A 21,710-nucleotide genomic window follows, 5' to 3' on the forward strand; every position below is an offset into this window, starting at 1 on the left:
GCTTTCACCAGCGAGGAATCGAACCTCGGACCCACGAACCCGGAGTTAACCGACGGCCTTCGGCCCGCCTGACACTCGGACTAGTGTGTAGGGGTCTACACAGTTGTGTCAAGTCGGGTATCGACGTACTTGCGAGTTGGGGACCGGTACGGACCTCGTAACCAACAGTTCAGTCGAGGCTAGTTGAGGTCCGCCACGTCGCCGGCCCCACCCAGCGCAGCTACTCGCAGCCGACCCCGTCACCGTCACGGTCCAGATGGCGTCCATAGCCCGGTTCGCCGCGGTAGACCGGCGCTGCCCCTGCAGCGCGTGCCGCGGAACAGTTGCGGTAATAGACGAACTTGGGTTTGGACTTCTTCGTACCGACCACGACGACCCGGTTAATGGGTTTCGTCACCACCTTCGACGAAACTTTCACGCCGTCTTCGTAGGTGTCGACTCGCTTGCCATTCCTGCCTTTGGTAGTAACCTTCCGCTTGCCGGCCGCGAGCGATGGGTCTTTCCGTTCAACGGTCTTGTACTTGACCACGACCGTCTTCTTGGTGATTGTGGGCTTCTCGTCGGCCCCGCCCGGCGAATCGAAGTCATCGGCCGGCAAGCCGGTTGGAGTTGTCGAGGGCGACGAAGCTACGGAGGGGGCAGACGGCGCGGGCGCCGCCGAGGCGGAGGTGCTCTGGGCGGGCAGACTGGCAGGACCTGTTTGGCCTGTGGACGCGAGCCCACCCAGTCCGAGAACGGCCGCAAGCCCGCTGAGTAGAACCGTCGCAACCCGTCGCCTCTTCCGAGGCAGAGGAGCACCGTGCGGCAACTGCGCGAGCGCCGCGCGCTGGCTGGCCTTCGCCGGAGCCGGAGTGGAATAGGAACTCCACTGTCGACCGTCCCACCATCGAAGCATCGCCGGTCGAGTCTCGTCCGGGTACCAGCCGGGCAACCTGTCCTGTAATCGCTTGCCGTCCGTCTCCACCTACATGTTCTCCCGCTCGCCAATCCCGGCGGCAGACGCAACCGCGCTCCACTTCGCCGCAAAGCCACAGAGTAGGGCAGCAGTCTGAGAAGTTCCGAAGTCCCGCGATAGATCTCGCTCTGGCATAGCTGAATGCACGGCGCCGTCCGACTGCTCTCGGGCAAGGCGATCGAAGCAGCCGCACGCCAGTGGTGTGATGCTGCACAATGGCCAGATGGCAGCCTTTTCACTCGACGCCTATTGGCGTGACGTCGAAACGGTTCGTCCGCCCGAACCGGTCTATGCGTCATGCGGTCCTGAGCAGCCGATACTGCCCGCGGAGTCACCCTCCAGTCGGGTCGGGCGCATCGTGCCGTGGGTTTGGGTCGGCATCGGGGCGGTGGGCATCGTGCTGGCCATCGCCGGCGGGCAACTCCTCTGGATCCCACTCCTGGCGGCGGGCGGCTTCGGGTTTTGGACACTCGTCGGCAGCCGGGCACACGAACGCGAAGCTGCGATGCGCCTCGCCCGTCTCGATGAGGCGCGGCGCGCCCACCTCGCTCTGGTCGAGCGGGCCGACACGCTCGGGCCTGGCGGGTTCTTTGCGCTGAGGAAACGCCTGGCATCTCTTAGTGAGGAATACCAGGTCAAGGTGCCTGGTCAAGAACGGCAGGCCGGGCAGGCGTGCGAACGCAAAGCTCGCGAGCGGCAACTGCGCACATACCTGGCTCGCTATCGCGTCGACGATGCGAAAGTGGCCGGGTTGGGACCCGCCAGGAAGGCCACTTTGGCGTCCCACGGTATTCGCTCCGCCGCCGACATTCGTCGCAGCTCAATCGAGGATCTACCAGGGTTCGGTCCATCCCTATGTGGCGCTCTGCTCAATTGGCGGGAAGCGTGTGCCCAGGGTTTCCAATTCGACCCAACGGACGTGACGTTTCTGGGTGAACTGAACACGGCGCTCGCCCCGCACCGCAGGCGGCGTAACGAGATCGAGCGCGAACTGGTCGCCGGACTGGAGGGTTTGCGCCGGCTCAGTTCCCCTCCCAGGGATCAGACGCAGCTCCTCATCCGGGCCTTGACCGATTCGTCACGCGAACTCGCTCAAGCTCACTTGGACGCGGCCACCGCTTGACTGCCCCCACCTGAGTCTCGACCGCCGCTGTCCCCCGCTCGGGGTCGCGGTGAGCCGCCGATGCCCGGGCGAAAAGTTGCTGGTCGATCGGCAAGATCCACAGGTCAGACTCGGCCGAGTGCGGGCAGATCACCGTTCGCAGCTGCCACCATCGCAGCGATCAACGCGCGAGGCTCGGCCTCCCCGGCGGCACCGGAGGCCCGTGCCGCAGGTACACGGCTCGGAGCCCACAGCAGTCCCGCGGTCAGAATCGTGGGCACCTTGCCGACGACGGCGTGCATGGCTGGAATGATCTCGTTGCCGAGTTCGCGGACGAGGGCGAACGCCTCGTCCTTCGCTGCGGCCAGCTCCCGCGCCCGCGACCAGGAGATTCCCCGTTGTGCGCGGTGTGCCTCGGCGACCGTGATCATAAACGGTGCGGCGAACGCCGCGTGGCTGCGCAGCCAGCTCTCCATGTCGGACGTGGTGACCGCCGGGATGCCGGCCGCGGTGAATACCTCCGCCCACTTCGCGTCGGTGACGGTGGTGAGCACGCCCCGGCTCTGAATGCTGGCGCGCAGGACGCCGTCCGCGTCGATCTGCGCGGCGATCGCGGGGAAGCCGAACGCGAACCGGTCCCCTACCGCGTCCCGCAGCGTCGAGAGCGAGTCGAACGTGTTGAACATGAACATCACGGTGCGTCCGCGGCTCGCTGTGAGCCGAGGCAGCAGCGGCGTCACCTGGTGGGCGAGCACCGTCACGAGAATCAGGTCGAAGTCGACATCGTTGGGCAGTCCGCCTGCCACGGTGGTGGCGACGACACCGTCGGGCGTCCGGATTCCACCGTCGCGGCTGACCTGTTCGAGGCGGCGGTTGCGGGCGATGACGGTGACGTCGTGGCCGGCGCCGGCGAGTTGGGCGGCGAAGGTCGAACCGATGCCACCGACGCCCAGGACTGCGATCCTCACGCTCACAACGTACCCAACACCACTCGCGGCTCCGGCCGGGTGAGGCCCAACGGCTGCGCTACCGGCGATCAGTCTGAGATCGACGCCACAGTCGCTGGCCCCGATTGCACTCGCCGGTGCGGGCAGTCGGGATTCAGGCACCTAGACATCCACTCTGGGGTCGATATCAGACTGATGGCCGCCCGAGGGCGCCGGGTATCAGCGGTCGTGCTTGGCGAGACCCTGTAGCTCGCCGCCCATAGGGGTTTCGACAAGCTCAACCAGCGGGGCCGGGCTTCGAGGTCGCCCAACGGAGATTTGCTACTCGACCTCGTCGATCAGCTCGCGCATGGCCCGCACCTCGGCGTGCAGTCGCTCGCCCGGTTCGGCTTCGGAGGCGTCGACCCTGGTCATCGCCGACATCACCGCGGTGACCACGATGCCGAAGACCACTCGCGCCGCGTGGGCGTCGTCGGTCCGCTGCTGGATGAGGGGCAGGAACGGCTTCAACCGCTGCATGTTCTGTTGCCAGAAACCCATCGAGAGCTCGGGGTGGCCGCGGAGCATCTCCTTGATCCGTGGGAAGTCACTCGGCAGCGTCACGTTGCGGCCGACCAACTCGCACACGTCGACGACCACCGGGGAACCCCCGGCGAGGAACCTTTCGGCGTCCTCGTCGGAAACCCGCACCAACTGCAGGTCGAACGCCGCAGCGAGCTTGGTCGGGAAATAGTTGAAGAAGGTCCGCGGCGAGACGCCCACCTCGTCGCAGATCTCCTCCACCGTGACGTCGTCGGGTCCGCGTTCGGAGACGAGCCGCAATGCGACGGTGTGCAACGCCTCGCGGGTGGCCCGCTTCTTCCGCTCACGCAGTCCGAGGCAGGCCCGCTCTGCGGTTGCCTCGCCCATCACTGGTCCCTCTGTTCTGTCGCCTGATCGGACTCATTCTCGCCCGACTCCGCTTCCTCCGGCAGCGATTCCGGCTGCTCCGGCGAGTCCGCGGCGTCGCCGGAACCAGCGGCGGCAGCCGCAGCGGCCGTCCGCTCCTCCAGCGCCGAGCGCAGCCGCAGCGGTGGCACCCGGAAGAACCAGGTGATCACGAAGGCGAGCAGCATCACGCCTAGCCCGACCCAGTAGATGGTGATCACCGAGGCGTTGAAGCCCTCCAGGAACGGCTTGGTCAGCCGCGGATCGGCACCGCTCAGGAAGGAGGTGTCGCTGGCACTGGTGTCGGTCTTCACGTCACCGGTGTCGCCCTTCTTGATGGCGTCGGTCAACTCGGGTGCGATCTGGTCGATGATCGCCTGGCGCTGCACCGGATCGCTGTAGTCGACCGCCAGCCGTCCGTCGATCACGCTGAAGTGCTTCTCTTCGGCGACCTTCTTCAGCGCCTTCTTCTCTGCCTCGGGCACCAGCTCGGCGACCTTCTGGTTGATCAGTTTCTCGATCTTCGACAGCTGCCGCGCGCCCGTGCTCAACTTCGCCGTGCCGGTGGCCGCGGCCTTCGTCCCGGTGGTCAGCTGACCACCCTTGTCGGCCGCGGTGGTGACACCGTCGGCGAGCTTCCCGGTGCCGGAGGCCAGCTGGTGCAGGCCGGACGCCAGTTGCTTCGAGCCGGACGCCGCCGACGACAACCCATCGGCCAGTCCCGGCTTGCCGCCACCGCCGTTGAGGTAGCCGCTGGTGGTGTTGACGCTGATCGCCAACGCGGTCATCGCCTTGGTGACGTCGTCCTGATCGGCCGTCAGCTTGTCGCAGGCGCTGTCGTCGCCGTCCGTGCAGGCCTTCTGATCGGTACCCATGGTGGTCATCGCCGCCTTGAGCTGGTTGAAGTCGGACGTCGCCTTCTTCGCCTGCCCGGCCGCGACCTTCTCGGCCGCCCCGAGCTTCGTCAGGCCGCCGGCCAGCCCGTCCATTCCGGTGGCCAGCTTGTCGGTGCCGGTGGCCAACTGGTGCGCCGCCGTCCCGATCTGGCCGACGCCGCCGACGAACGCACCGGTGCCGGTGCTGAGCTTGTCCAGCCCGAGCGCGACCTGGGAGACGCCGTCTGCCAGCTTGCCGGCGCCCTTCGCAGCATTCTTGTGGACGGCGTCCGCAACCTTCTCACGGACGGCGGCTTTCACCTTGTCCTTGACCTCTTTGGTGGCGTCGGAGAGCTTGTCGTCGATCTCGGACTTGATCTTGTCCGTGATCGGGTTCCACATCTTCTCCATGATCGCGGCGTTGTTCGGCGCGGACGCCACCGCCGGGTCGAGCGCGGCGTCCAGGGCGTCAGTGACCGTCTGCTTGTCGGCCAGCGAGTTGACGATGTTGCCCGGCAGCAGGCTGAACAGCAGCGACAGCATGATCGCCGTACCGAGGGTGCCACCGATCTGCCGGAAGAACGTGGACGAGCTGGTCGCCACCCCGATGTCGCGCGGCTCGGCAGCCGCCTGGACGGCCAGCGTCAGCGTCTGCATCAGCTGACCCAGCCCCAGGCCGACCACGAACATCGCGATCATCAGGAACCACAGCGGCTTGTCCGGGGTGAGGAAGGTCAGGATCAGGAAGCCGGCGGCAGTGGTGCCGGTGCCGGTGATCGGGAAGATGCCGTACTTGCCGGTGCGGGAGATGATCTGCCCCGACCCGATCGAGGCGATCATCAGCCCCGCCATCATCGGCAACGTCGCGAAGCCCGACTCGGTCGGGTTCAGCCCGGTCACGATCTGCAGGTAGAGCGGAATGGTCAGCATCGCGCCGAACATGCCGAAGCCGACCAGGATGCTGAGCACCGTGGTGATCGAGAAGGCCGACTTCTGGAACAGCCGCAGCGGAATGATCGCGTCGGTCCCCATCGCCCGTTCGACCAGAATGAAGGCGAGTAGGCCGACCGCACCGATCACGTAGCAGCTGATCGACGCCGCGGAAGTCCAACCCCATTCGCGGCCCTGCTCGGCGACCAGCAGCAGCGGCGCCAGCGTGCCGACGACCAGAGTGGCGCCCCACCAGTCGATCCGGGGGCTGCCGTGCCGGTCGTGCGGCACGTGCAGGAACGCGATCACCATCAGCAGCGCGACCACGCCGACCGGCACGTTGACCAGGAACACCCAGCGCCAGCCGCTGATCCACAGGATCGTGTCGGCACCGGCGAACAGTCCACCGACCAGGGGGCCAATCACGGACGCCAACCCGAAGGTCGCCAGGAAGAAGCCCTGGTACCGGGCGCGCTCACGGGGCGCGAGGATGTCGCCGAGAATCGCTAGCGGCAGCGACATCAGGCCGCCGGCGCCGAGGCCCTGGAAGGCCCGGAAGGCCGCCAGGCCGACCATCGAGGTCGCAAAGCTCGACAGCAGTGAGCCGAGGATGAAGATGCCGATGCTGGTGATGAACAGCGGACGGCGTCCGAACTGGTCGGAGAGCTTGCCGTACAGCGGCGTGGTGACGGTGGCGGCGATCAGGTACGCCGTGGTCACCCAGGCCTGCTGATCGAGGCCGTGCAGGTCGTCGCCGATGGTCCGGATGGCTGTACCGACGATGGTCTGGTCGAGCGCGCTGAGGAACATGCCGGCCATCAAGCCGTAGATCACCAACATGATCTGGCGATGGCTCATCAGTGGCTCGGACGCCTGCTCTGCCGGGACCGGGCGTTCGATGGTGGCTGTAGCCACAGGAACCTCCTACGCATGCGAAACGCTGCCGTCTTTGCGGCAGCGCAAAGTTACGGTAGCGCATTTTTGCAGGAATGCAAGACTTCGGGCCGACCCGGGTTCGCCCCCTAGCTTCGGCGCGAACCGCCGAGGCCGGCGTCCCGGGCCTGGGCCACTGCTTCTGCTCGGCTGGCGACCTGCAGCTTGCCGAAGACGTTGCTGACGTGGTTCCGCACCGTCTTGGGCGACAGCACCAGGCGGCTGGCGATCTCGGTGTTGGTCAGGCCACGGGCCACCAGGTCGAGGATCTCGCGCTCACGCTCGGTGAGTTCGGGGAACGGCACGGCCGGCGAGCTTCCGCCACCGGCGAAGAAGCCGAGCACACGGGTCGCAATGCCGGCACTGAACACGACGCCGCCGCGCGCGACGGCGTCCAGCGCCTGCCGGATCTCCTGCCGGTCGGCGCCTTTGACCAGATAGCCGCGGGCGCCGGCCCGCATCGCCGCGAATACCGAGTCGTCGCCGTCCAGCATGGTCAGCACCAGCACCGCCACCGCGGGCTGGCCGGCGACGATCCGCCTGGTCGCCTCGATGCCGTTCAACCGCGGCATGTGCAGATCCATCACGACCACGTCCGGAGTCAGCCGGGCAGCCTCGGCGATCGCCTCGAGACCGTCGGCCGCGGTGCCGACCACGTCCACCTCGGGCATGGTCGAGATCGCGGTGACCAGTCCGTCGCGATAGAGCGGGTGGTCGTCCACCACCAGCACGCGCAGGGTCATGGCTCATCGTCTCCCATCTCGAGCGGCAGGATCGCGGTCACCACGGTTCCGCCACCCGCGGCCGCGGTCACGTCGAACCGCCCACCCAGCTCGTCGGCGCGGGCACGCATCGAGTCCAGGCCGACACCACCACCGGCCACGGCCGGCAGTCCGCGGCCATCGTCGGCGATCCGCACGACCAGCCCGTCCTCCGCGCGGGCGAGCCTCACCTCGATCCGCGCGGCCCTCGCGTGCCGGACGGCGTTGTTCAGCCCCTCGGCGACGATCCGGTAGGCAGCCAGGTCGACCGCCGCGGACAGTCCGTCCACGTCGTCGACGATGACCTCGACCCGCTGCACCGGACGGTCGAATCGTGCGGCCAGTTCGCGGACGGCACCGGCCAGGCCGAGTTCGTCCAGGGCGGGCGGTCGCAGCTCATGCACGATCGCCCGGACGTCGCCGACGGCGGCGGTCAGGTTCGGCACCAGCCGGTCGAGGATCACCCGTGTGGTTCCCGGATCGGTGTCCACCAGGTCGCGAGCGGTCTCGGCTTGCAGCGCGAGCCCGGCCAGCAGCGGCGCGACGCCGTCGTGCAGATCCCAGCGCAACCTGCGGCGCTCCTCTTCGCGGGCGGCGACCACCAGTTGCCTGGAGCGTCGTGCCTCGCGGGTCGCAAGCACCGAATGGACGGCGACCGAGGCCTGCTCGGCTACTCGCTCGAGCCGGTGGCGTTCCGCCCGCGAGCGCTGCCGGGCCGCCAAGTCCAGGACGCCCACCTCACGCCCGGCATAGCGCAGCACGATCCGCTCGCTCACGGCCGCCTCGCCGTGCCGGATCACCGTGCCGTCAGCAAGTTCCAGAGCCACGTACCGCGACCGCAACAACCCGGCCAGTCGGGCCACCACCTCGGGCAGCAGCGCGTCGGCGACCTCCACCGGATCGCCCGTCGCCTCGAGCCGGGCACCCAGCAGCGCCAGTGCCGTGTCGGGATCGTCACGCTCGCCGTGGACCAGCCGGTTGACCAGGCGCCGGAGCCCGTCGTGCAGGGGCAGCAGCACCACGGCGACCACCGCGGCGGCGACCGCGGGAGCGCTACTGGAGGCAGCCCACACCGACGTCACCATCGTGTACACGACCACCACGGACGCCGACAGCAGCGCGTACCGCAGCCCGATCGAGATCGCCAGGTCGACGTCCCAGAGCCGATGCCGCAACGCTGCCACGCCCGCCGTGAGCGGCACCGGCAGCGCAGCAGCACCGACCAGCAGCTCACCCCACGGCTGCGGGGCTGCCGCGCCCGCCGCGAACAGGGCCACCGCCGCCCCGGCACCGAACACCAGCCATTTGAGCTGCTGGCGGGCGTCTCCGGCCGAGCTCCGCCAGCGCATCGCCACCGACGCCAGGGCCGCTGCCACCACCGCCGCGGTCGCCACCGCCAGGCCGATCTGCAGGGCCGGGTCGGTCGCCCACTGCTGGCCGATCGGGTTGACCAGGTCACGGACCCGGATCGGCGGGAACTGCGCCTCATACGGTGTCACCGCCCAGATCACGACATGCGCGGCGAGCACCAACCAGGCCGCCCACAAGGCCGGACGCCAGCGCGGCGAGGCGAGCAGGCCGTCCGGAAGCAGCAGCGGAAGCACCGTCGCCGACAGGAACAGCGACGGCGCCCACAGCCAGGTCGCCAGCCACAGCGCGAGCGGGGCCCCCGGCATCGGACCGAGGATCGCGTACTCCATGCAGAGCAGACCCAACCCCTGGCCGAGCCCGGTGGCGACCATCAGTGCAGGTATCCGGCGCACCGTGGAGCGGGTGGCCAGCATGGTCCCGACCGACCCGAAGGCGATCGACGCGAGGGCGAGAACGAGCCAGAAGGACGGCTCGAAGCCGCGTCCGGCCGCGCTGTTCACGGCGTGCAGGACGCTGCCGGCCAGTCCGGCGACCACGGCCAGCACCCCGGCGATCATGCGCACGCGCTCATCGTGGCCCAGCCCGCGTCCCACTGTCATGGGACGCGATGTCCCGACTTGAATCGGTGCATCGGCCTCAGGCGGACGGGACGCCTCCCGGCTGAGACTTCCGGCCATGAACACTTCGGTCCTCGACGCGCCGGCCGCGACCACGCCCGCCGGCACCCTGCCCATCGGCGCCGACGAGCGCCTGCTACTCCGTGGCGGCCCGCTCGCAGCAATGATCTACGCCGCGGCGATCGGCTTCGCCGCCTGGTTCCTTTCCACCACGCATCCGGCCTTCGACGCGTCCCCGCTGCAGGCCGCCGCCGGGTTCCGCGACAACGCCTGGCAGCTGGCGGTCAGCACCATGCTGTTCCTGCTGCCGATGCCGTTCGTGCTGATGTTCCTGGGTGGCCTGACGGCCACACTGCGCCGGGCAGGTGGGGCACTCACGGTGACGATGTTCGCCGCCGGTCTGCTCGATCTGGCGCTGTTCGCGTCCGCGTCGGTGACGTCGTCGATCGTTGCGACCATCGGCGCGCTGGATGCGAGCACCGCCACCGGCGCCGTGATCAAGGCACTCGACGGCGTCCTTCCGGTGGCGATCGCCGTCGCCGGCCTGGCCCGGACGGCACAGTTCGGCTGCGCTGCGGTGCTATTGCGCCGCACTGGGCTGGTCGGACGCGGACTGCTCGTCTTCACCGTCGTCGTCGCTGCGCTGGGAGCGCTCGGAGTGGCCACCGTCTTCGCACCGCTGTTCTTCCCGGTGACCGAGCTGGCGATGATCCTCGGCTGGGTCTGGATGGCCGTTCTGGGCATCCGGCTCGAGCGGGTCGCGGTCCGTCAGGGCGACCCTCAGGCCGACAGCCGGGTCGATCCCGGACGCCGGCGACGGCGTCCGGAGCCCTGCCGGGAGAGCTGCACCACGGCATCGCTCCGGCTGCCGACCGACGGGCCGGACGTCCGGGGCTGACCCCCGGCGCGCTGACCGGAACCCGAGCCGGAGCTACGGCGGTTCGACCGCCCGCCTCCCGAGCGACCGCCGCGGCCATTGCCGCCGGAGCGGTGGTCGTCGACGACGATCTGGGCGGCCTCGCTGGGGATCTGCCCTGCCGCAACGGGTTCGGCGGCCTCACCGGACACGGCGACGACCTGGCGGTCGCCCGCACGCACCGGGGTCGGCTGCACGCTGATCTTGGCGGCCCGCGCCAGCGACGCGAAGTCGCGGCGCTGCTCGGGCAGCACCAGGGTGACGACGTCGCCGTCGTTGCCGGCACGCGCGGTGCGTCCGGAGCGGTGCAGGTACGCCTTGTGCTCGGCGGGCGGATCGACGTGCACCACCAGGTCGACCTCGTCGACGTGAATCCCGCGGGCCGCGATGTCGGTGGCCACCATGACGCGGACCCGTCCGTCGGCGAAGGCCTTGAGGCCCCGCTCGCGGGCGTTCTGCGACAGGTTGCCGTGCAGTTCGACGGCCGGGACGCCGTCCGCGGTCAGCTCGCGGGCCAGCCGGCGGGCCTGATGCTTGGTCCGGGTGAACAGCAGCCGCCGTGACGCACCTCCGGCCAGCTCGCGGACGATGGCTCGCTTCTGAGTGGCGTCCGGCACCAGGAAGACGTGGTGGGTCATCGCGGTGACCGGCGACTCGGCGCTGTCCACGCTGTGCACCAGCGGACGCACCAGGAAGCGCTTCACCAGCTTGTCGATGCCGTTGTCGAGGGTGGCCGAGAACAGCAGCCGCTGTCCCCCGCCCGGGGTTGCGGTGAGAATGCGGGTGACGGCGGGCAGGAAGCCCAGGTCGGCCATGTGGTCGGCCTCGTCCAGCACCGTCACGGCGACCGCGTCGAGCCGGGCATGGCCCTGGCCGATCAGGTCCTCAAGACGGCCCGGGGTGGCCACCACGATGTCGGCGCCGGCCCGCAACTGCTGCACCTGGCGGGCCTGGCCGACACCACCGAAGATGGTCATCACCCGTAGCCCGGCAGCTTTCGCCAGCGGTTCGAGGGTTTCCAGGATCTGGTTGGCCAGCTCACGGGTGGGCGCCAGCACCAGACCCCGCGGGGCACCCGGACGGGTCCGCGGTGCGATGCCGGACGCCGACGGCACCAGCCGGGCCAACCTGGCCACCAGCGGCAGGGCGAAGGCCAGCGTCTTGCCGGACCCGGTGCGGCCGCGGCCCAGGACGTCTCGGCCGGCGAGGGTGTCGGGCAGGGTCGCCTGCTGGATCGGGAAGGGTTCGGTGATGCCGCGTCCGCTCAGCGGAGCGACCAGCACGGAAGGGACGCCCAGCGACGCGAAGGTCGGGGCGGATTCATGTCGTGACACGAAAAGGACTGCTTTCGAAGAAGGTTCACCACGGTCCAAGGTCCGCTCGCGTTCGTCAGCGATGCGCCGGCGCGGTGCGGAAAGTGGTGCGATGCTGGGCTGCGACTGTCGCGCCCTGCACACCATCATCGCACAGTCACCCGCCGGGGTGGGAATCGAGCCCCGTCAGGGGTGATAGGCTTAGGGAACGCGTGAACGCATTCGCGCAGATCGGCACCCCGATCCCACAGCACTCCGGAAGCGCTGCTGGTCGGTGAGCCTGACCAACCGGTCAACCGGCTTACCGGAACACCACGACTATCCAATGCGGCACCCCAGCCGCCCACCACGATTTCCCACCCCGGCGCCGTCGGAGTGGTCAATAGGACCGCAAATCGCGGCCCGCGCAACAAAGAAGGAAATACCGACATGGCCACTGGCACTGTCAAATGGTTCAACTCCGAGAAGGGCTTTGGCTTCATCGCCCCGGACGACGGCTCCGCCGACGTCTTCGCTCATTTCACCGCGATCGAGGGCCGCGGCCGCCGCGACCTGTTCGAAGGCCAGCAGGTCGAGTTCGACACCGAGCGTGGTCAGAAGGGCATGCAGGCCGCCAACATTCGGGCGCTCTGAACCCTGAGCTGACAATGGGGACGGGCTTTCGCCCGTCCCCATTTCCATGCCCTCACACCCCCATGACGTCGGCCGAACGGGTCAACGTCATCCCGGCGAACGCCGGGATCTCCGGACGGCGGCAACACTGAGGTTCGGGTTCGGAGCCCGGAGTGAGGCGCCACCGCACGTCAGCCGGCCAACCCGCGTCAGCCGGCCAACCCGCGTCAGCCGGCCAACCCCGTCAGCCGGCCAACCCGCGTCAGCCGGCCAACCCCGTCAGCCGGCCAACCCCGTCATCCCGGCGAACGCCGGGATCTCCGGGCCGTCTACACGACCGCATCAGAGATCCCGGGTCGGAGCCCGGGATGACGACGCACTACCCCACGTCCGACGGCGAGAGTCCGTGATGGCGGCCTCAGCCGCGGCCCATGCTCGCCGCTGCCGGGCAGCTGAAGCTGTGCCGGGCGGCCCATCCGACGTCGTTGATGTAGCGGACCACGATGGTCAGCGCCGCTCCGAGATTGTTCTCCACATACGGGACGCCGTGCGCCCGGCAATGCTCACGCACCAGAAGTCGTGCCTGCCGCAAATGTGGCCGTGGCATCCCCGGGAACAGATGGTGCTCGATCTGGTAGTTGAGCCCGCCCATCAGTGCGGTCGCCCACCACCCGCCGGACACGTTGCGCGAGGTGAGCACCTGCTTGTCCAGGAAGTCGAGTTTCGCGCCGTGCGGCACGATCGGCATGCCGATGTGGTTGGGCGCGAAGCTGATGCCCATGTAGAGGCCGAACACGCCGACCTGCACCGCCAGGAACGCGAACGCCATGCCGAGCGGCATCACCCAGAACACCAGCCCCAGGTAGAGCGCGAACCGGGTACCGATCAGTGCCAGTTCGGTGGCACGGCCGTCGAGCTTGCCGGGCCGGAACAGCCGGCGGATCGACGCCTGATGCAGGTCGAGCCCCAGCAGAAGCATCAGCGGGTAGAACAACCACCCTTGTCGGCGGGTGATCCAGGCCCGGAACCCGGTGGCGAATACGGCGTCCTCATCGGTGAACGACACCCAGCCGGGCGCGATGTCGGGGTCGCGTCCGATCTGGTTCGGGTTGCCGTGGTGCCGAGTGTGCTTGGTCATCCACCAGGCGTAGCTGATGCCGACGAAGACGGTGGCCAGCAGGCGTCCGAAGCGATCGTTGGCCGGGCCTGAGGCGAACACCTGACGGTGCGACGCCTCGTGACCGAGGAACGCGAACTGAGTGAACAGGAGGCCCAGGACGGCGGCGATCAGCAGCTGGAACCAGGAGTCGCCGAGCAGCACCATGCCGGCCAGGCTTGCGGCGAGGACGGCGACCAGGCCACCGAACAACACCAAGTAGAAGCCCGGAGTCCGGGCGTTGAGGTCGGCGGCGCGGACCTGTTGGGCGAGTTGCGTGAAGCTGTTGGTGCGACGCTCCCATTCGACACGGGCCGCGACTCCGCGGTTCGGACGAACGGGCGCGGGGGCATCAGTGGCCGACATGCAGTCTCTCTCCTGACCGTTCATTCAGAGAGACCCGGGCGGCAGCTCGAGAACAGCTGCCTCAATCCTACGGGATCGTAGGTAGCGATGGATACAAACGGCGGGATGGCTGTCCGATAGGTGGACCGACTGATCAGCCGAACGCCGCGATCTCGATCTTCTTCATGCCCATCAGCTTGTCGTAGGCGTCCGGCTTGGCCATCAGCTCGCCGAGGTTGGCCGGGATCAGCTGCCAGGACAGGCCGAACTTGTCCGCGCACCAGCCGCACTGTTCGGCGGCCGGGACGGCGCTGAGTTGCGACCAGTAGTGGTCGAGTTCGTCCTGCCCGTCGCAGTACACCATCAGCGAGACGCCGCAGCTGAAGGTGAAGTCCTGGTCGGCGGCGTCCATGGTGGCGAACCACTGGTCGAGCAACTGGAAGTCGCCGAACATGACCTGGGCGGCCATCGGACCAGCCTCGGCCGGGTAGGGCACCACCGAGCCGACGCGTCCGCCGAACACCGAGGTGTAGTACTCGATGGCTTCGGCTGCGCGGCCCTGTGCGGTGTAGCCGAACATGACGCTGGGAATGATGAACGGACGCGGCTCGCCGTCGGCGTTGGTCAGCATCAGCTGCCAGCTGACGCCGTAGCGGTCCTCGATCCAGCCGTAGTGCGGGCTGAACGGATACTCCTGCAGCGGCATCAGCGCCTTGCCACCCTCGGACAAGGCAGCCCACAACTCGTCGAGATGCTGCCGCGCGTCGGCGTCGACCGACGGATCGAAGTTGACGAAGAACGACACCGACGGGTTCGGCCGGAACTCAGACCCGGCGTTGATGCCGATGAACCGGTAGCCGCCGATCTCGAACTCCACAGTGAGCACCTGGCCGGCGAACTCGGTCTGGAAGTCAAGCAGCCCCTCGCTCGGGTATCGCACGGTTTCGACGACCCGGGCGTCACCGAAGGCGGCGGTGTAGAAGTCGGCAGCCTCGGCCGCGTTGTGGTCGAACCAGAGGTTCGGAACGATCCGCTGCATGATCGGGTCCTCTCGTCGGTGGTGTCCCGCTCAGCCGGGATGACTGGTTCTCGACCCTACCTTTGGGCTTCAGCCCCATCTTTCGGCTTCAGCCCTATCTTTCGGCTTCAGCCCAGCAGCACCAGCAACTGGGCGAGCAGGATCTTGCCGACCATGGCGGCCGGGTAGACCAGGGCGTAGCCCAGCGACACCCGGGTGTCGAAGCTGGAACGGGTGTTGGCGAAGGCGAGCAGCGCCGGCTGGGTCTGGGCGCCACCGAGTTGTCCGGCGAGTTGAACCCAGTCCGTGCGCTGCAGCCGTCCGGCCAGCAGTAATGCCGCGGCGGCGGCGATGGTGACGACGAAGCCGAGCAGCGCCACCTTCCAGCCCAGGTTGGACGACACCGCCTCGGCGAACAGCAGGCCCGCCTTGGTGCCGGCATAGGCGAGGAAGACCAGCACGCCGAGCGCGGACAGCGCGTGCGCGGCAGCGGTCGGCATCGAGATCGGGATGGGGCCAACGCGTCCGATCCTGGCGAACACCAGGCCGGCGAGCAGCGTTCCGGCCGCCGAGCCGAGGGTGAAGGTACCGGTGGGCAGCGGAATCGGGATCATTCCGATTCCGATTCCGACGGTCAGCCCGAGCGCCAGGCCGAGCGGGTTGATGTCGGAGAAGCCGCGCTCCGAGTCGCCCAGGTAGGCGCGCAGCGGACGCATCTGGTCGCGCGGAGCGACGACCCGCAGCCGGTCGCCCAACTGCAGCACGAAGTCCGGGGTGGGGATCATGTCCACGTCCCCTCGTCGGACGCGGGAGACATGCGCGCCGAAGCGGGCACCCAGGCCCAACTCGTCCAGCCGGTGACCGGCGAACGTCGCCGACGACAGCGTCACCCGGTTCGAGTCGAGGTCGGTCCGGTCGCCGATGATGTCCACCGACGAGATGTGCCCGAGTTCGGCGGTGACAGCGGCCAGTTCGTCGGGCGGGCCGATCACACTGATCAGGTCGCCCTGGTCGAGCGGTTCGTCGGACGAGGCCACCACCATCGGCCCGGTGGCGTGCTTGACCCGGGTCACGGTGACCGCGCCGGCGTGGTTCTTGAGTAACTGGCCCACCGTGGGGCCCGCAGCCCGGTCGACCCGGACGGTGCGCTGCTCGAGCCGCGGGGCGGCCGAAGCGTTGTCACGGGCACCTCGGCGCAGCGCCCACGCGGTGGCCAGCATCATGCCGATCACACCCCACAGGTAGCTGATCGAGTAGCCGACCGCGGGCAGCTGCGTCTCCCCCGCCGCCTGGCTGGCCGCGGCCAGTGCCGGCGTATTGGTCAGCGCACCGGCGTAAGTGCCGGCGATCACCGGGTTGGGCAGGCCGAGAGCCTTGCCGCCGAGCGCCGCCACGATCGCGGCGACCGCGACGCAGGCCACCGTGGTGAGCATCACCGGCCAGCCGCGCCGCAGCGAGCCGAAGAAGTTGGGTCCGGAGATGATGCCGACCGTGTAGGTGAACAGGATCAGGCCGAACGTGCCCAGCACCTCGGGAACGGTCAGTTCAACACCTTGAGTGATACCCCATGCGGTCATGCCGAGGGCCACGAACAGCACCGCTGCCGGGCCGAGCGTGGCGCCCGCAACCCGGATCTGGCCCAGTAGTGCGCCAAGCACCAGCAACATGGCGAAGAAGAGCATCGGGAACTGCGCAAGCAGCGCGAACATCGGTCGTCCTCGGCTGGGAAGGCGGGTGGAGTGCCGTCGGCGGGGACTCGGCGTGGGTTCTCACCACACTCGCGATCCGAGTCCGGGTTCCGGATCCCGGGCCTCGAACCGGTTCTCCAGCCGGTGCATTGTCAGCCTATCGACGGGCTGGGACGGGCGTGGGAAGACCGGAAAAGTCAGTCTTGGAACAGCTCGCGCAGTACTAGGGATGTTGGTAGACCTCCCAACGATCACCGACAGCCGCCACCGGGACGAGCAGGACCTGGTCGCGAGTCTCGTCCACGATTGCACCACGGGCAGGTCGATCAGCTGACCCGCCGTCGCAGCAGTGGATCATCCGCCGGCCGAGAACTAGGTGGGCCCACTGGGAATCGAACCCAGAACCCGCGGATTAAAAGTCCGCTGCTCTGCCAATTGAGCTATAGGCCCGCGCCGCAGCGCGTGCTCACTCTACCGTCCGCGCCGCCTGCGGATCGCCACGACCGACCAGGCCGTAGCCGACGGGCGACCCCATGTTCACACAGGGGCCGGGCACACTGGCCCCATGGACTGGTGGGGCATCGCGTTGATCCTCGTCGCCGGGATCGCTGTGGTGATCTACGGCGCTTTGGACGACCGCCGCAAGACCCGTGAGCGCGATGCCGCCATGACCGCCCCGCCGAACCGGGACATTCCGCGCTTCGAGCCCACCGCGGAGCCGCCGCAGTACCTGAGCGAACTCGAAGCCCGGACGCGTCCGACCGGTTTGCCGGGGTCCGACCTTTCCGATCGGCAACGCGCCGATCTCAAGATCGCCGTGAACTCGTCGCCCGGCATCAAGGCCGGCGTCTCCGATGACCGCTTCGTCACGGACGTCGTCAGCGGCTGGGCGGTGGGCTCCGACCCCCTGGTGGCACTGTGCGCCGCGCCACTGGCCACGATCCGGGAAGCGCTGCCACTGCTGGAGAAAGCACAACGGGCGGGGCGTCCGCTCGCCCTCGCCGCGCCCGGCTTCGAGGCGGAAGTGATCGACACGTTGGCCGCGAATACGGTGCGTGGCAAGGTGCAATGCATACCGGTGACGGTCACGGCCGATCAGGCTGCGCAACTCACCGAGTACACGCTGGCCACTCCCCTGGCACGTGCTGATCTGCAGGCAGGCTGGGTGCCGGACGAATCGCTCGGCACCGCTGAGACATGGGTGTCGAGCCGAAGCCGCTCCTGGATGGTGCAGTCGGAGTGAGGCGTGGATATGGCGTCTCTACAAGCTCGACCAACGACGGCTGAAGTGGTCTCGACAAGCTCGACCAAGGGTGTCGCTGAACTGGGTCTCGACAGACTCGACCATCGGGACCTCGGCTATCTCTCAACCTGCACTCAAGGTCTCTTCAGGATTCCTCGGACCGGTACGGCCGAGAGCACAACCAATTCTCAGGCGTAGCCCAGTTCATCGAGATGGTCGTCGTCGATGCCGAAGTAGTGGGCCACCTCGTGCCATACCGTGATTCGGACCTCTTCGACCACTTCGTCCTCGTCGGCGCAGATGTCGAGGATGGCGTCCCGGAAGATGACGATCCGGTCCGGCAGCACGCCCGAGTACCAGGAATCACGCTCTGACAACGGGATTCCGTCGTAGTAACCGAGTAGGTCGGCGTCCGGCTCGGGTGCGCGATCCTCGATGACGACGACACAGTTCTGCACCATGGAGGCCAGTCGCTCGGGGATCAGGTCGAGCGCGGCATCCACCAGTTCGCCGAACCGCTCCTCGCTCATCTCCACCGGCATGAACCCCACTGTAGAGACGCCGAGTCGAGCGCAACTCGATCCCTAACTATTCGCCAAACCCCGGCGCGTCGACTTGTAGAGCGCCACTCAGTTCGTTGGCCAGCTGTCCGATCGGGGCCGGTCTAGCTAGAGTCCTGCGAAATCTCAGGCAACTGACGGCGCAACGGCCTGCGCCGCTCAACCCGCTGCGGGATCCCGACCGTCAAGCGAGAGGACGCCATGGCTTCCCGGACCAACACCGCCATACGAGTTGCGGTGGCCGCGATGACCGGCCTCACCCTGACCTTGGGCGGGCTCGTCTTCTCCCCGAACGCGGCTGCGGCAACGGCCTACGTGACCATCGGTGCGGTCAACGTCCGCTCCGGACCCGGCACCTCGTACCCGGTCCTCGGCGTCCTCGCCGCCGGGGACGCCGTCAGCGGCGCGGTGGCGTCCGGCGGCTGGGTGAAGGTGGGCTACCGCGGCAAGACGGCTTACGTGTCGGCGAACTATCTGAAGGCCACCACCGCGCCGGTCCCCGATGACGAGACCGGCACCGCCATGGTGACCACTGCCGACCTCAACCTTCGCACCGAGCCCAGTCTCGATTCCGCGGTCGTCAAGGTGCTGCCCAAGGGCACCAAGGTGGCGACCACCGGCCGCACTTCGGAGCGGTTCGTCGAGGTCATCGTGGACGGCGCGAAGAACTGGCTCTCGGGCAACTACCTCGCACCGGCTTCCGACCCCGACCCGGAGCCGGAGCCCGACCCGGAGCCGGAGATCGCCTACAGGGCGAAGACGACCGCCGTCCTGGCGATGCGAACGGCCGCCGAGATCGACGCGAAGTCGGCGGGCAACCTGAAGTCCGGCACCGAGGTGTCGCTCACCGGCACCCATTCGGGCAGCTATTCACAGATCGTTCGCAAGGACGGCAACTACTGGGTGCTCACCGGCTATCTGGCGACGGTCGGGAAGGGCGCACCCACGCTGCCGAAGGCCACCGGCAAGCGCTACGTCAATGTCGACGAGGTCAATATTCGTGCCACCTCGGCCGCCGACGGCAAAGTGGTGGGCTCCGCGACCCAGGGGATGATGTTGTCGATCACCGGCAAGACCGCGAAGAGCCGCACACAGGTGATCTTCGGCGGCGCGGCACGGTGGGCATACACGAGCTACCTGACGACGATCAAGCCCGGCGCCGCCGACGAGGACGGCAGCTTGGGCAGCGAGAGTCTCGACCGCACCCACGCCCACGTGAAGGCGATCGTCCGGCTGATCCGCACCGAGTTCCCGGCGATCAAGACCATGTACGGCTGGCGGATGTCGAGCAGTTACTCCTCCGATCATCCCAACGGGCTGGCCCTCGACATCATGATCCCCAAATACTCCTCCTCGTCCGGCAAGGCGCTCGGCGACAAGGTCGCCCGCTACCTGCAGGAGAACTACAAGAAGCTGCACGTGCACTACCTGATCTGGCGACAGCGCAATTGGAATGTGGAACGAAATCTCGACTTCACCAAGGGCTGGCGAAAGATGGAGGACCGGGGCGGCGTCACCGCCAACCACTACGACCACGTGCACGTCTCGGTCTACGCGAACTAGTGCCGCGCTGGTCGGGCCCCGCTACGCGGGTGCGGTGAACGCTGCCCGTGCGCTCGCAACCTCTGCTCTGGTGGCGCAGCCACGCGCGTGGTCGTTGACCAGACCCATCGCCTGCATGAACGCGAACACGGTCGTCGGGCCGACGAACTTCCAACCACGCTTCTTCAGGTCCTTCGACAGCGCGATCGAGGTCGGTGAGGTGGACATCGTCTGCGGCTCGCTGACTTCGTCGGGCGCCGGCTCGAAGCTCCACAGGTAGGCAGCCAGCGATCCCCTGCTGTCGACGAGTTCGCCGGCCCGCTGCGCGTTGTTGATGGCGGCTTCGATCTTGCCGCGGTGCCGGACGATGCCCGCGTCGGCGAGGAGCCGTTCGACATCGGCTTGGCCGAAGGATGCGACGCGGGCGATGTCGAAACCGGCGAATGCGGCCCGGAACGCTTCTCGCTTGACCAGGATCGTTCGCCAACTCAGCCCGGACTGAAAGCCCTCCAAGCACAGCTTCTCGAACAACCGGACGTCGTCGGCGACCGGAAAGCCCCACTCGGTGTCGTGGTAGCGGGGGAACTCCGGAGCCATCGCGCTCCAGGCGCAGCGCGGCGCCCCGTCCGCGGCAACCACCAGGTCATCGGCCATTGGAGCATCCTCCTCACTGCTGAGCGTCGCCCAGGCGTCCCCAATCATGCCGGGCGCCACTGACAGTGCGAGAACACACCCGGACGGGCAGTGATTGGCCCACCCTGCGGGCATTCCGGCCGACGAGGTCGGCCAGCGTGGAATGGACTGCTGGCATCCCCAACGGGATTCGAACCCGCGCTGCCGCCTTGAAAGGGCGGTGTCCTAGGCCGCTAGACGATGGGGACCTGACCGAAGAACCATACCGGGCCGACGATGGTGCGCCCAAACGTGCGGCGTGCTGGCTCGATCCGCGAGGCGGTCATGGGCGCCGGGCCTCGATCAGGTGACGGCTGGAGTGCGCGACGAACGTGCCCTCGCGCTGGATCAGATCGTGCAGTTCGCGGAGCCTGTCGCGGTACTTCTCCACCGTGAACCCGGGCACCCACCAGATCACCTTGCGGAGCAGGTAGACCACGGCGGCGACATCGAAGATCTCGATCCGCAGCGTCGCCGTCCGCAGATCGACGACCTCGAGACCGGCGGCCCTTGCGGCCGCCGACTCGTCGTCGGGGTGCCGCCAGCGCCATGCGTCCGGTTGCGGGCCGAGGAAGAACTCGATCAACTCGAGGGCGCTGGCCGGCCCGACGTGCTGAGCGAAGTAGCGGCCGCCATGCTGTAGCACCCTGGCGATCTCGCCCCACCAGATAGTGGCCGGGTGCCGGCTGGTGACCAGGTCGAACGCCTCGTCACCGAACGGCAGCGGCGGTTCATCCGGATCGCCGACGACGACCACACCGCGCGGATGCAGCAGTTGCGTGGCGCGCTGCACGTTGGGTGGCCACGATTCGGTCGCCACCGCGACCGGCGGATAGCGCTCAGCCTGCGCCAGCACCTCGCCACCGCCGGTCTGAAGATCGAGCGAGGCGGACGCGGTCCGCAGCCGATCGGCGAGCTGCCGGGCATAGCCCCAGGGCGGGCGCTCCTCGGTGGCGTGGCCGTCCAGCCAGGAGAAGTCCCAGCCGGTGACGTCCGCGGACGCCCCGAGCCGGATCAGTTCGTCGAACGTGGCAGTCATCTGTTGAGTATCGCTGGTCGAGGCCTCGGACGATGCTCGGGCTCTCATCGGTCGCGGCACGTGCCGATTTCCACGCCACCGCTAGGGGCTGTTATAGTTTCGAAGCCGGTCGGGAACGACCGGTGAGGCCTGTCAAGGCCCCGTGGCGCAGTTGGTTAGCGCGCCGCCCTGTCACGGCGGAGGTCGCG

Annotated in this window: 18 protein-coding genes and 2 tRNA genes; 5 read left to right on the plus strand and 15 right to left on the minus strand. The window is 68.1% G+C overall.

The annotated features are described in order from the left end of the window. Positions 1 to 220: 220 nt before the first annotated feature. A complete protein-coding gene (locus Q0066_RS03945) occupies positions 221 to 964 on the minus strand; it encodes an excalibur calcium-binding domain-containing protein (protein WP_366521496.1) in 744 nt (247 codons plus the stop codon). A gap of 214 nt (positions 965 to 1,178) precedes the next feature. Here Q0066_RS03945 and Q0066_RS03950 point away from each other — a divergent pair, with 214 nt between their 5' ends. After that, a complete protein-coding gene (locus tag Q0066_RS03950) occupies positions 1,179 to 2,078 on the plus strand; it encodes a hypothetical protein (protein ID WP_298130266.1) in 900 nt (299 codons plus the stop codon). A gap of 104 nt (positions 2,079 to 2,182) precedes the next feature. Here the strand turns inward: Q0066_RS03950 and Q0066_RS03955 are convergent, their stop codons facing one another. The 5 genes from Q0066_RS03955 to Q0066_RS03975 all read right to left on the minus strand — a co-directional run bounded on the left by Q0066_RS03955 (position 2,183) and on the right by Q0066_RS03975 (position 9,358). Continuing rightward, on the minus strand, positions 2,183 to 3,025 hold the full coding sequence (locus tag Q0066_RS03955; RefSeq protein WP_298130267.1) for a 2-dehydropantoate 2-reductase N-terminal domain-containing protein: 843 nt from the start codon (positions 3,023 to 3,025) through the stop codon (positions 2,183 to 2,185). A 300-nt stretch (positions 3,026 to 3,325) separates the two neighbouring features. After that, positions 3,326 to 3,913 (minus strand): TetR/AcrR family transcriptional regulator, encoded by a 588-nt coding sequence (locus Q0066_RS03960; protein WP_298130268.1) that lies wholly within the window; start codon positions 3,911 to 3,913, stop codon positions 3,326 to 3,328. After that, on the minus strand, positions 3,913 to 6,651 hold the full coding sequence (locus Q0066_RS03965) for a DHA2 family efflux MFS transporter permease subunit (RefSeq protein ID WP_298130270.1): 2,739 nt from the start codon (positions 6,649 to 6,651) through the stop codon (positions 3,913 to 3,915). The genes Q0066_RS03960 and Q0066_RS03965 overlap by 1 nt, the downstream gene beginning before the upstream one ends. 107 nt (positions 6,652 to 6,758) lie before the next feature. Next, positions 6,759 to 7,412 carry a response regulator transcription factor gene (locus Q0066_RS03970; protein WP_298130272.1) on the minus strand — a complete coding sequence of 218 codons (654 nt, stop codon included), beginning with the start codon at positions 7,410 to 7,412 and terminating at the stop codon, positions 6,759 to 6,761. Then, entirely contained in the window at positions 7,409 to 9,358 is a 1,950-nt protein-coding gene (locus Q0066_RS03975; protein WP_298130295.1) for a sensor histidine kinase, read from the minus strand. Before Q0066_RS03975 ends, Q0066_RS03970 begins: the two co-directional genes overlap by 4 nt. A 118-nt stretch (positions 9,359 to 9,476) precedes the next feature. On the opposite strand from Q0066_RS03975, the gene Q0066_RS03980 reads away from it, so the two are divergent. After that, positions 9,477 to 10,316 carry a hypothetical protein gene (locus tag Q0066_RS03980; protein ID WP_298130273.1) on the plus strand — a complete coding sequence of 280 codons (840 nt, stop codon included), beginning with the start codon at positions 9,477 to 9,479 and terminating at the stop codon, positions 10,314 to 10,316. Here the strand turns inward: Q0066_RS03980 and Q0066_RS03985 are convergent. After that, positions 10,199 to 11,668, minus strand: coding sequence for a DEAD/DEAH box helicase (locus Q0066_RS03985; protein WP_298130276.1), 1,470 nt, complete (start codon positions 11,666 to 11,668; stop codon positions 10,199 to 10,201). The genes Q0066_RS03980 and Q0066_RS03985 overlap by 118 nt on opposite strands. A 408-nt stretch (positions 11,669 to 12,076) precedes the next feature. Between Q0066_RS03985 and Q0066_RS03990 the strand changes: the two genes are divergently transcribed. After that, positions 12,077 to 12,280: a cold-shock protein gene (locus tag Q0066_RS03990; protein ID WP_298130278.1), complete on the plus strand. Its 204-nt coding sequence runs from the start codon at positions 12,077 to 12,079 to the stop codon at positions 12,278 to 12,280. Between the two features lie 397 nt (positions 12,281 to 12,677). Here Q0066_RS03990 and Q0066_RS03995 read toward each other — a convergent pair whose 3' ends face one another. From Q0066_RS03995 to Q0066_RS04010, 4 genes are all read right to left on the minus strand, one after another. Next, positions 12,678 to 13,781: an acyl-CoA desaturase gene (locus Q0066_RS03995; RefSeq protein WP_298130279.1), complete on the minus strand. Its 1,104-nt coding sequence runs from the start codon at positions 13,779 to 13,781 to the stop codon at positions 12,678 to 12,680. Positions 13,782 to 13,914: 133 nt separating this feature from the next. Continuing rightward, a complete protein-coding gene (locus Q0066_RS04000; protein ID WP_298130280.1) occupies positions 13,915 to 14,799 on the minus strand; it encodes a VOC family protein in 885 nt (294 codons plus the stop codon). A gap of 107 nt (positions 14,800 to 14,906) precedes the next feature. Continuing rightward, positions 14,907 to 16,487 (minus strand): TrkA C-terminal domain-containing protein, encoded by a 1,581-nt coding sequence (locus Q0066_RS04005; RefSeq protein WP_298130281.1) that lies wholly within the window; start codon positions 16,485 to 16,487, stop codon positions 14,907 to 14,909. Positions 16,488 to 16,843: 356 nt separating this feature from the next. Beyond that, positions 16,844 to 16,916, minus strand: a tRNA-Lys gene (locus Q0066_RS04010). Positions 16,917 to 17,031: 115 nt separating this feature from the next. Here Q0066_RS04010 and Q0066_RS04015 point away from each other — a divergent pair. Then, the gene (locus Q0066_RS04015; protein WP_298130283.1) at positions 17,032 to 17,709 is read left to right on the plus strand and encodes a hypothetical protein; all 678 of its coding nucleotides are present in this window, start codon (positions 17,032 to 17,034) and stop codon (positions 17,707 to 17,709) included. Between the two features lie 188 nt (positions 17,710 to 17,897). On the opposite strand, the gene Q0066_RS04020 is transcribed toward Q0066_RS04015, so the two are convergent. After that, a complete protein-coding gene (locus tag Q0066_RS04020) occupies positions 17,898 to 18,251 on the minus strand; it encodes a metallopeptidase family protein (protein ID WP_298130286.1) in 354 nt (117 codons plus the stop codon). Positions 18,252 to 18,515: 264 nt separating this feature from the next. On the opposite strand from Q0066_RS04020, the gene Q0066_RS04025 reads away from it, so the two are divergent. Next, complete coding sequence (locus Q0066_RS04025; protein WP_298130287.1) at positions 18,516 to 19,832, plus strand: SH3 domain-containing protein; 1,317 nt, start codon at positions 18,516 to 18,518, stop codon at positions 19,830 to 19,832. Between the two features lie 21 nt (positions 19,833 to 19,853). Here the strand turns inward: Q0066_RS04025 and Q0066_RS04030 are convergent, their stop codons facing one another. The 3 genes from Q0066_RS04030 to Q0066_RS04040 form a co-directional block, all read right to left on the minus strand. Continuing rightward, positions 19,854 to 20,465 (minus strand): DNA-3-methyladenine glycosylase I, encoded by a 612-nt coding sequence (locus tag Q0066_RS04030; RefSeq protein WP_298130289.1) that lies wholly within the window; start codon positions 20,463 to 20,465, stop codon positions 19,854 to 19,856. Between the two features lie 151 nt (positions 20,466 to 20,616). After that, a tRNA-Glu gene (locus Q0066_RS04035) sits at positions 20,617 to 20,692 on the minus strand. A gap of 74 nt (positions 20,693 to 20,766) precedes the next feature. Further along, positions 20,767 to 21,522: a class I SAM-dependent methyltransferase gene (locus Q0066_RS04040; RefSeq protein WP_298130291.1), complete on the minus strand. Its 756-nt coding sequence runs from the start codon at positions 21,520 to 21,522 to the stop codon at positions 20,767 to 20,769. Positions 21,523 to 21,710 lie beyond the last annotated feature (188 nt).

The sequence above is a fragment of the Micropruina sp. genome (genome assembly GCF_027492755.1).
Taxonomy (GTDB): domain Bacteria; phylum Actinomycetota; class Actinomycetes; order Propionibacteriales; family Propionibacteriaceae; genus Micropruina.

Bases quoted from the DNA above. Each gene is read 5' to 3' on its own strand.
- Q0066_RS03980 (WP_298130273.1), top strand. From the start codon at position 9,477: ATGAACACTTCGGTCCTCGACGCGCCGGCCGCGACCACGCCCGCCGGC.
- Q0066_RS03970 (WP_298130272.1), bottom strand. From the start codon at position 7,412: ATGACCCTGCGCGTGCTGGTGGTGGACGACCACCCGCTCTATCGCGAC.
- Q0066_RS04020 (WP_298130286.1), bottom strand. From the start codon at position 18,251: ATGCCGGTGGAGATGAGCGAGGAGCGGTTCGGCGAACTGGTGGATGCC.
- Q0066_RS04005 (WP_298130281.1), bottom strand. From the start codon at position 16,487: ATGTTCGCGCTGCTTGCGCAGTTCCCGATGCTCTTCTTCGCCATGTTG.
- Q0066_RS04015 (WP_298130283.1), top strand. From the start codon at position 17,032: ATGGACTGGTGGGGCATCGCGTTGATCCTCGTCGCCGGGATCGCTGTG.
- Q0066_RS03995 (WP_298130279.1), bottom strand. From the start codon at position 13,781: ATGTCGGCCACTGATGCCCCCGCGCCCGTTCGTCCGAACCGCGGAGTC.
- Q0066_RS04040 (WP_298130291.1), bottom strand. From the start codon at position 21,522: ATGACTGCCACGTTCGACGAACTGATCCGGCTCGGGGCGTCCGCGGAC.
- Q0066_RS03975 (WP_298130295.1), bottom strand. From the start codon at position 9,358: ATGATCGCCGGGGTGCTGGCCGTGGTCGCCGGACTGGCCGGCAGCGTC.
- Q0066_RS04025 (WP_298130287.1), top strand. From the start codon at position 18,516: ATGACCGGCCTCACCCTGACCTTGGGCGGGCTCGTCTTCTCCCCGAAC.
- Q0066_RS03990 (WP_298130278.1), top strand. From the start codon at position 12,077: ATGGCCACTGGCACTGTCAAATGGTTCAACTCCGAGAAGGGCTTTGGC.
- Q0066_RS03960 (WP_298130268.1), bottom strand. From the start codon at position 3,913: ATGGGCGAGGCAACCGCAGAGCGGGCCTGCCTCGGACTGCGTGAGCGG.
- Q0066_RS03950 (WP_298130266.1), top strand. From the start codon at position 1,179: ATGGCAGCCTTTTCACTCGACGCCTATTGGCGTGACGTCGAAACGGTT.
- Q0066_RS04000 (WP_298130280.1), bottom strand. From the start codon at position 14,799: ATGCAGCGGATCGTTCCGAACCTCTGGTTCGACCACAACGCGGCCGAG.
- Q0066_RS04030 (WP_298130289.1), bottom strand. From the start codon at position 20,465: ATGGCCGATGACCTGGTGGTTGCCGCGGACGGGGCGCCGCGCTGCGCC.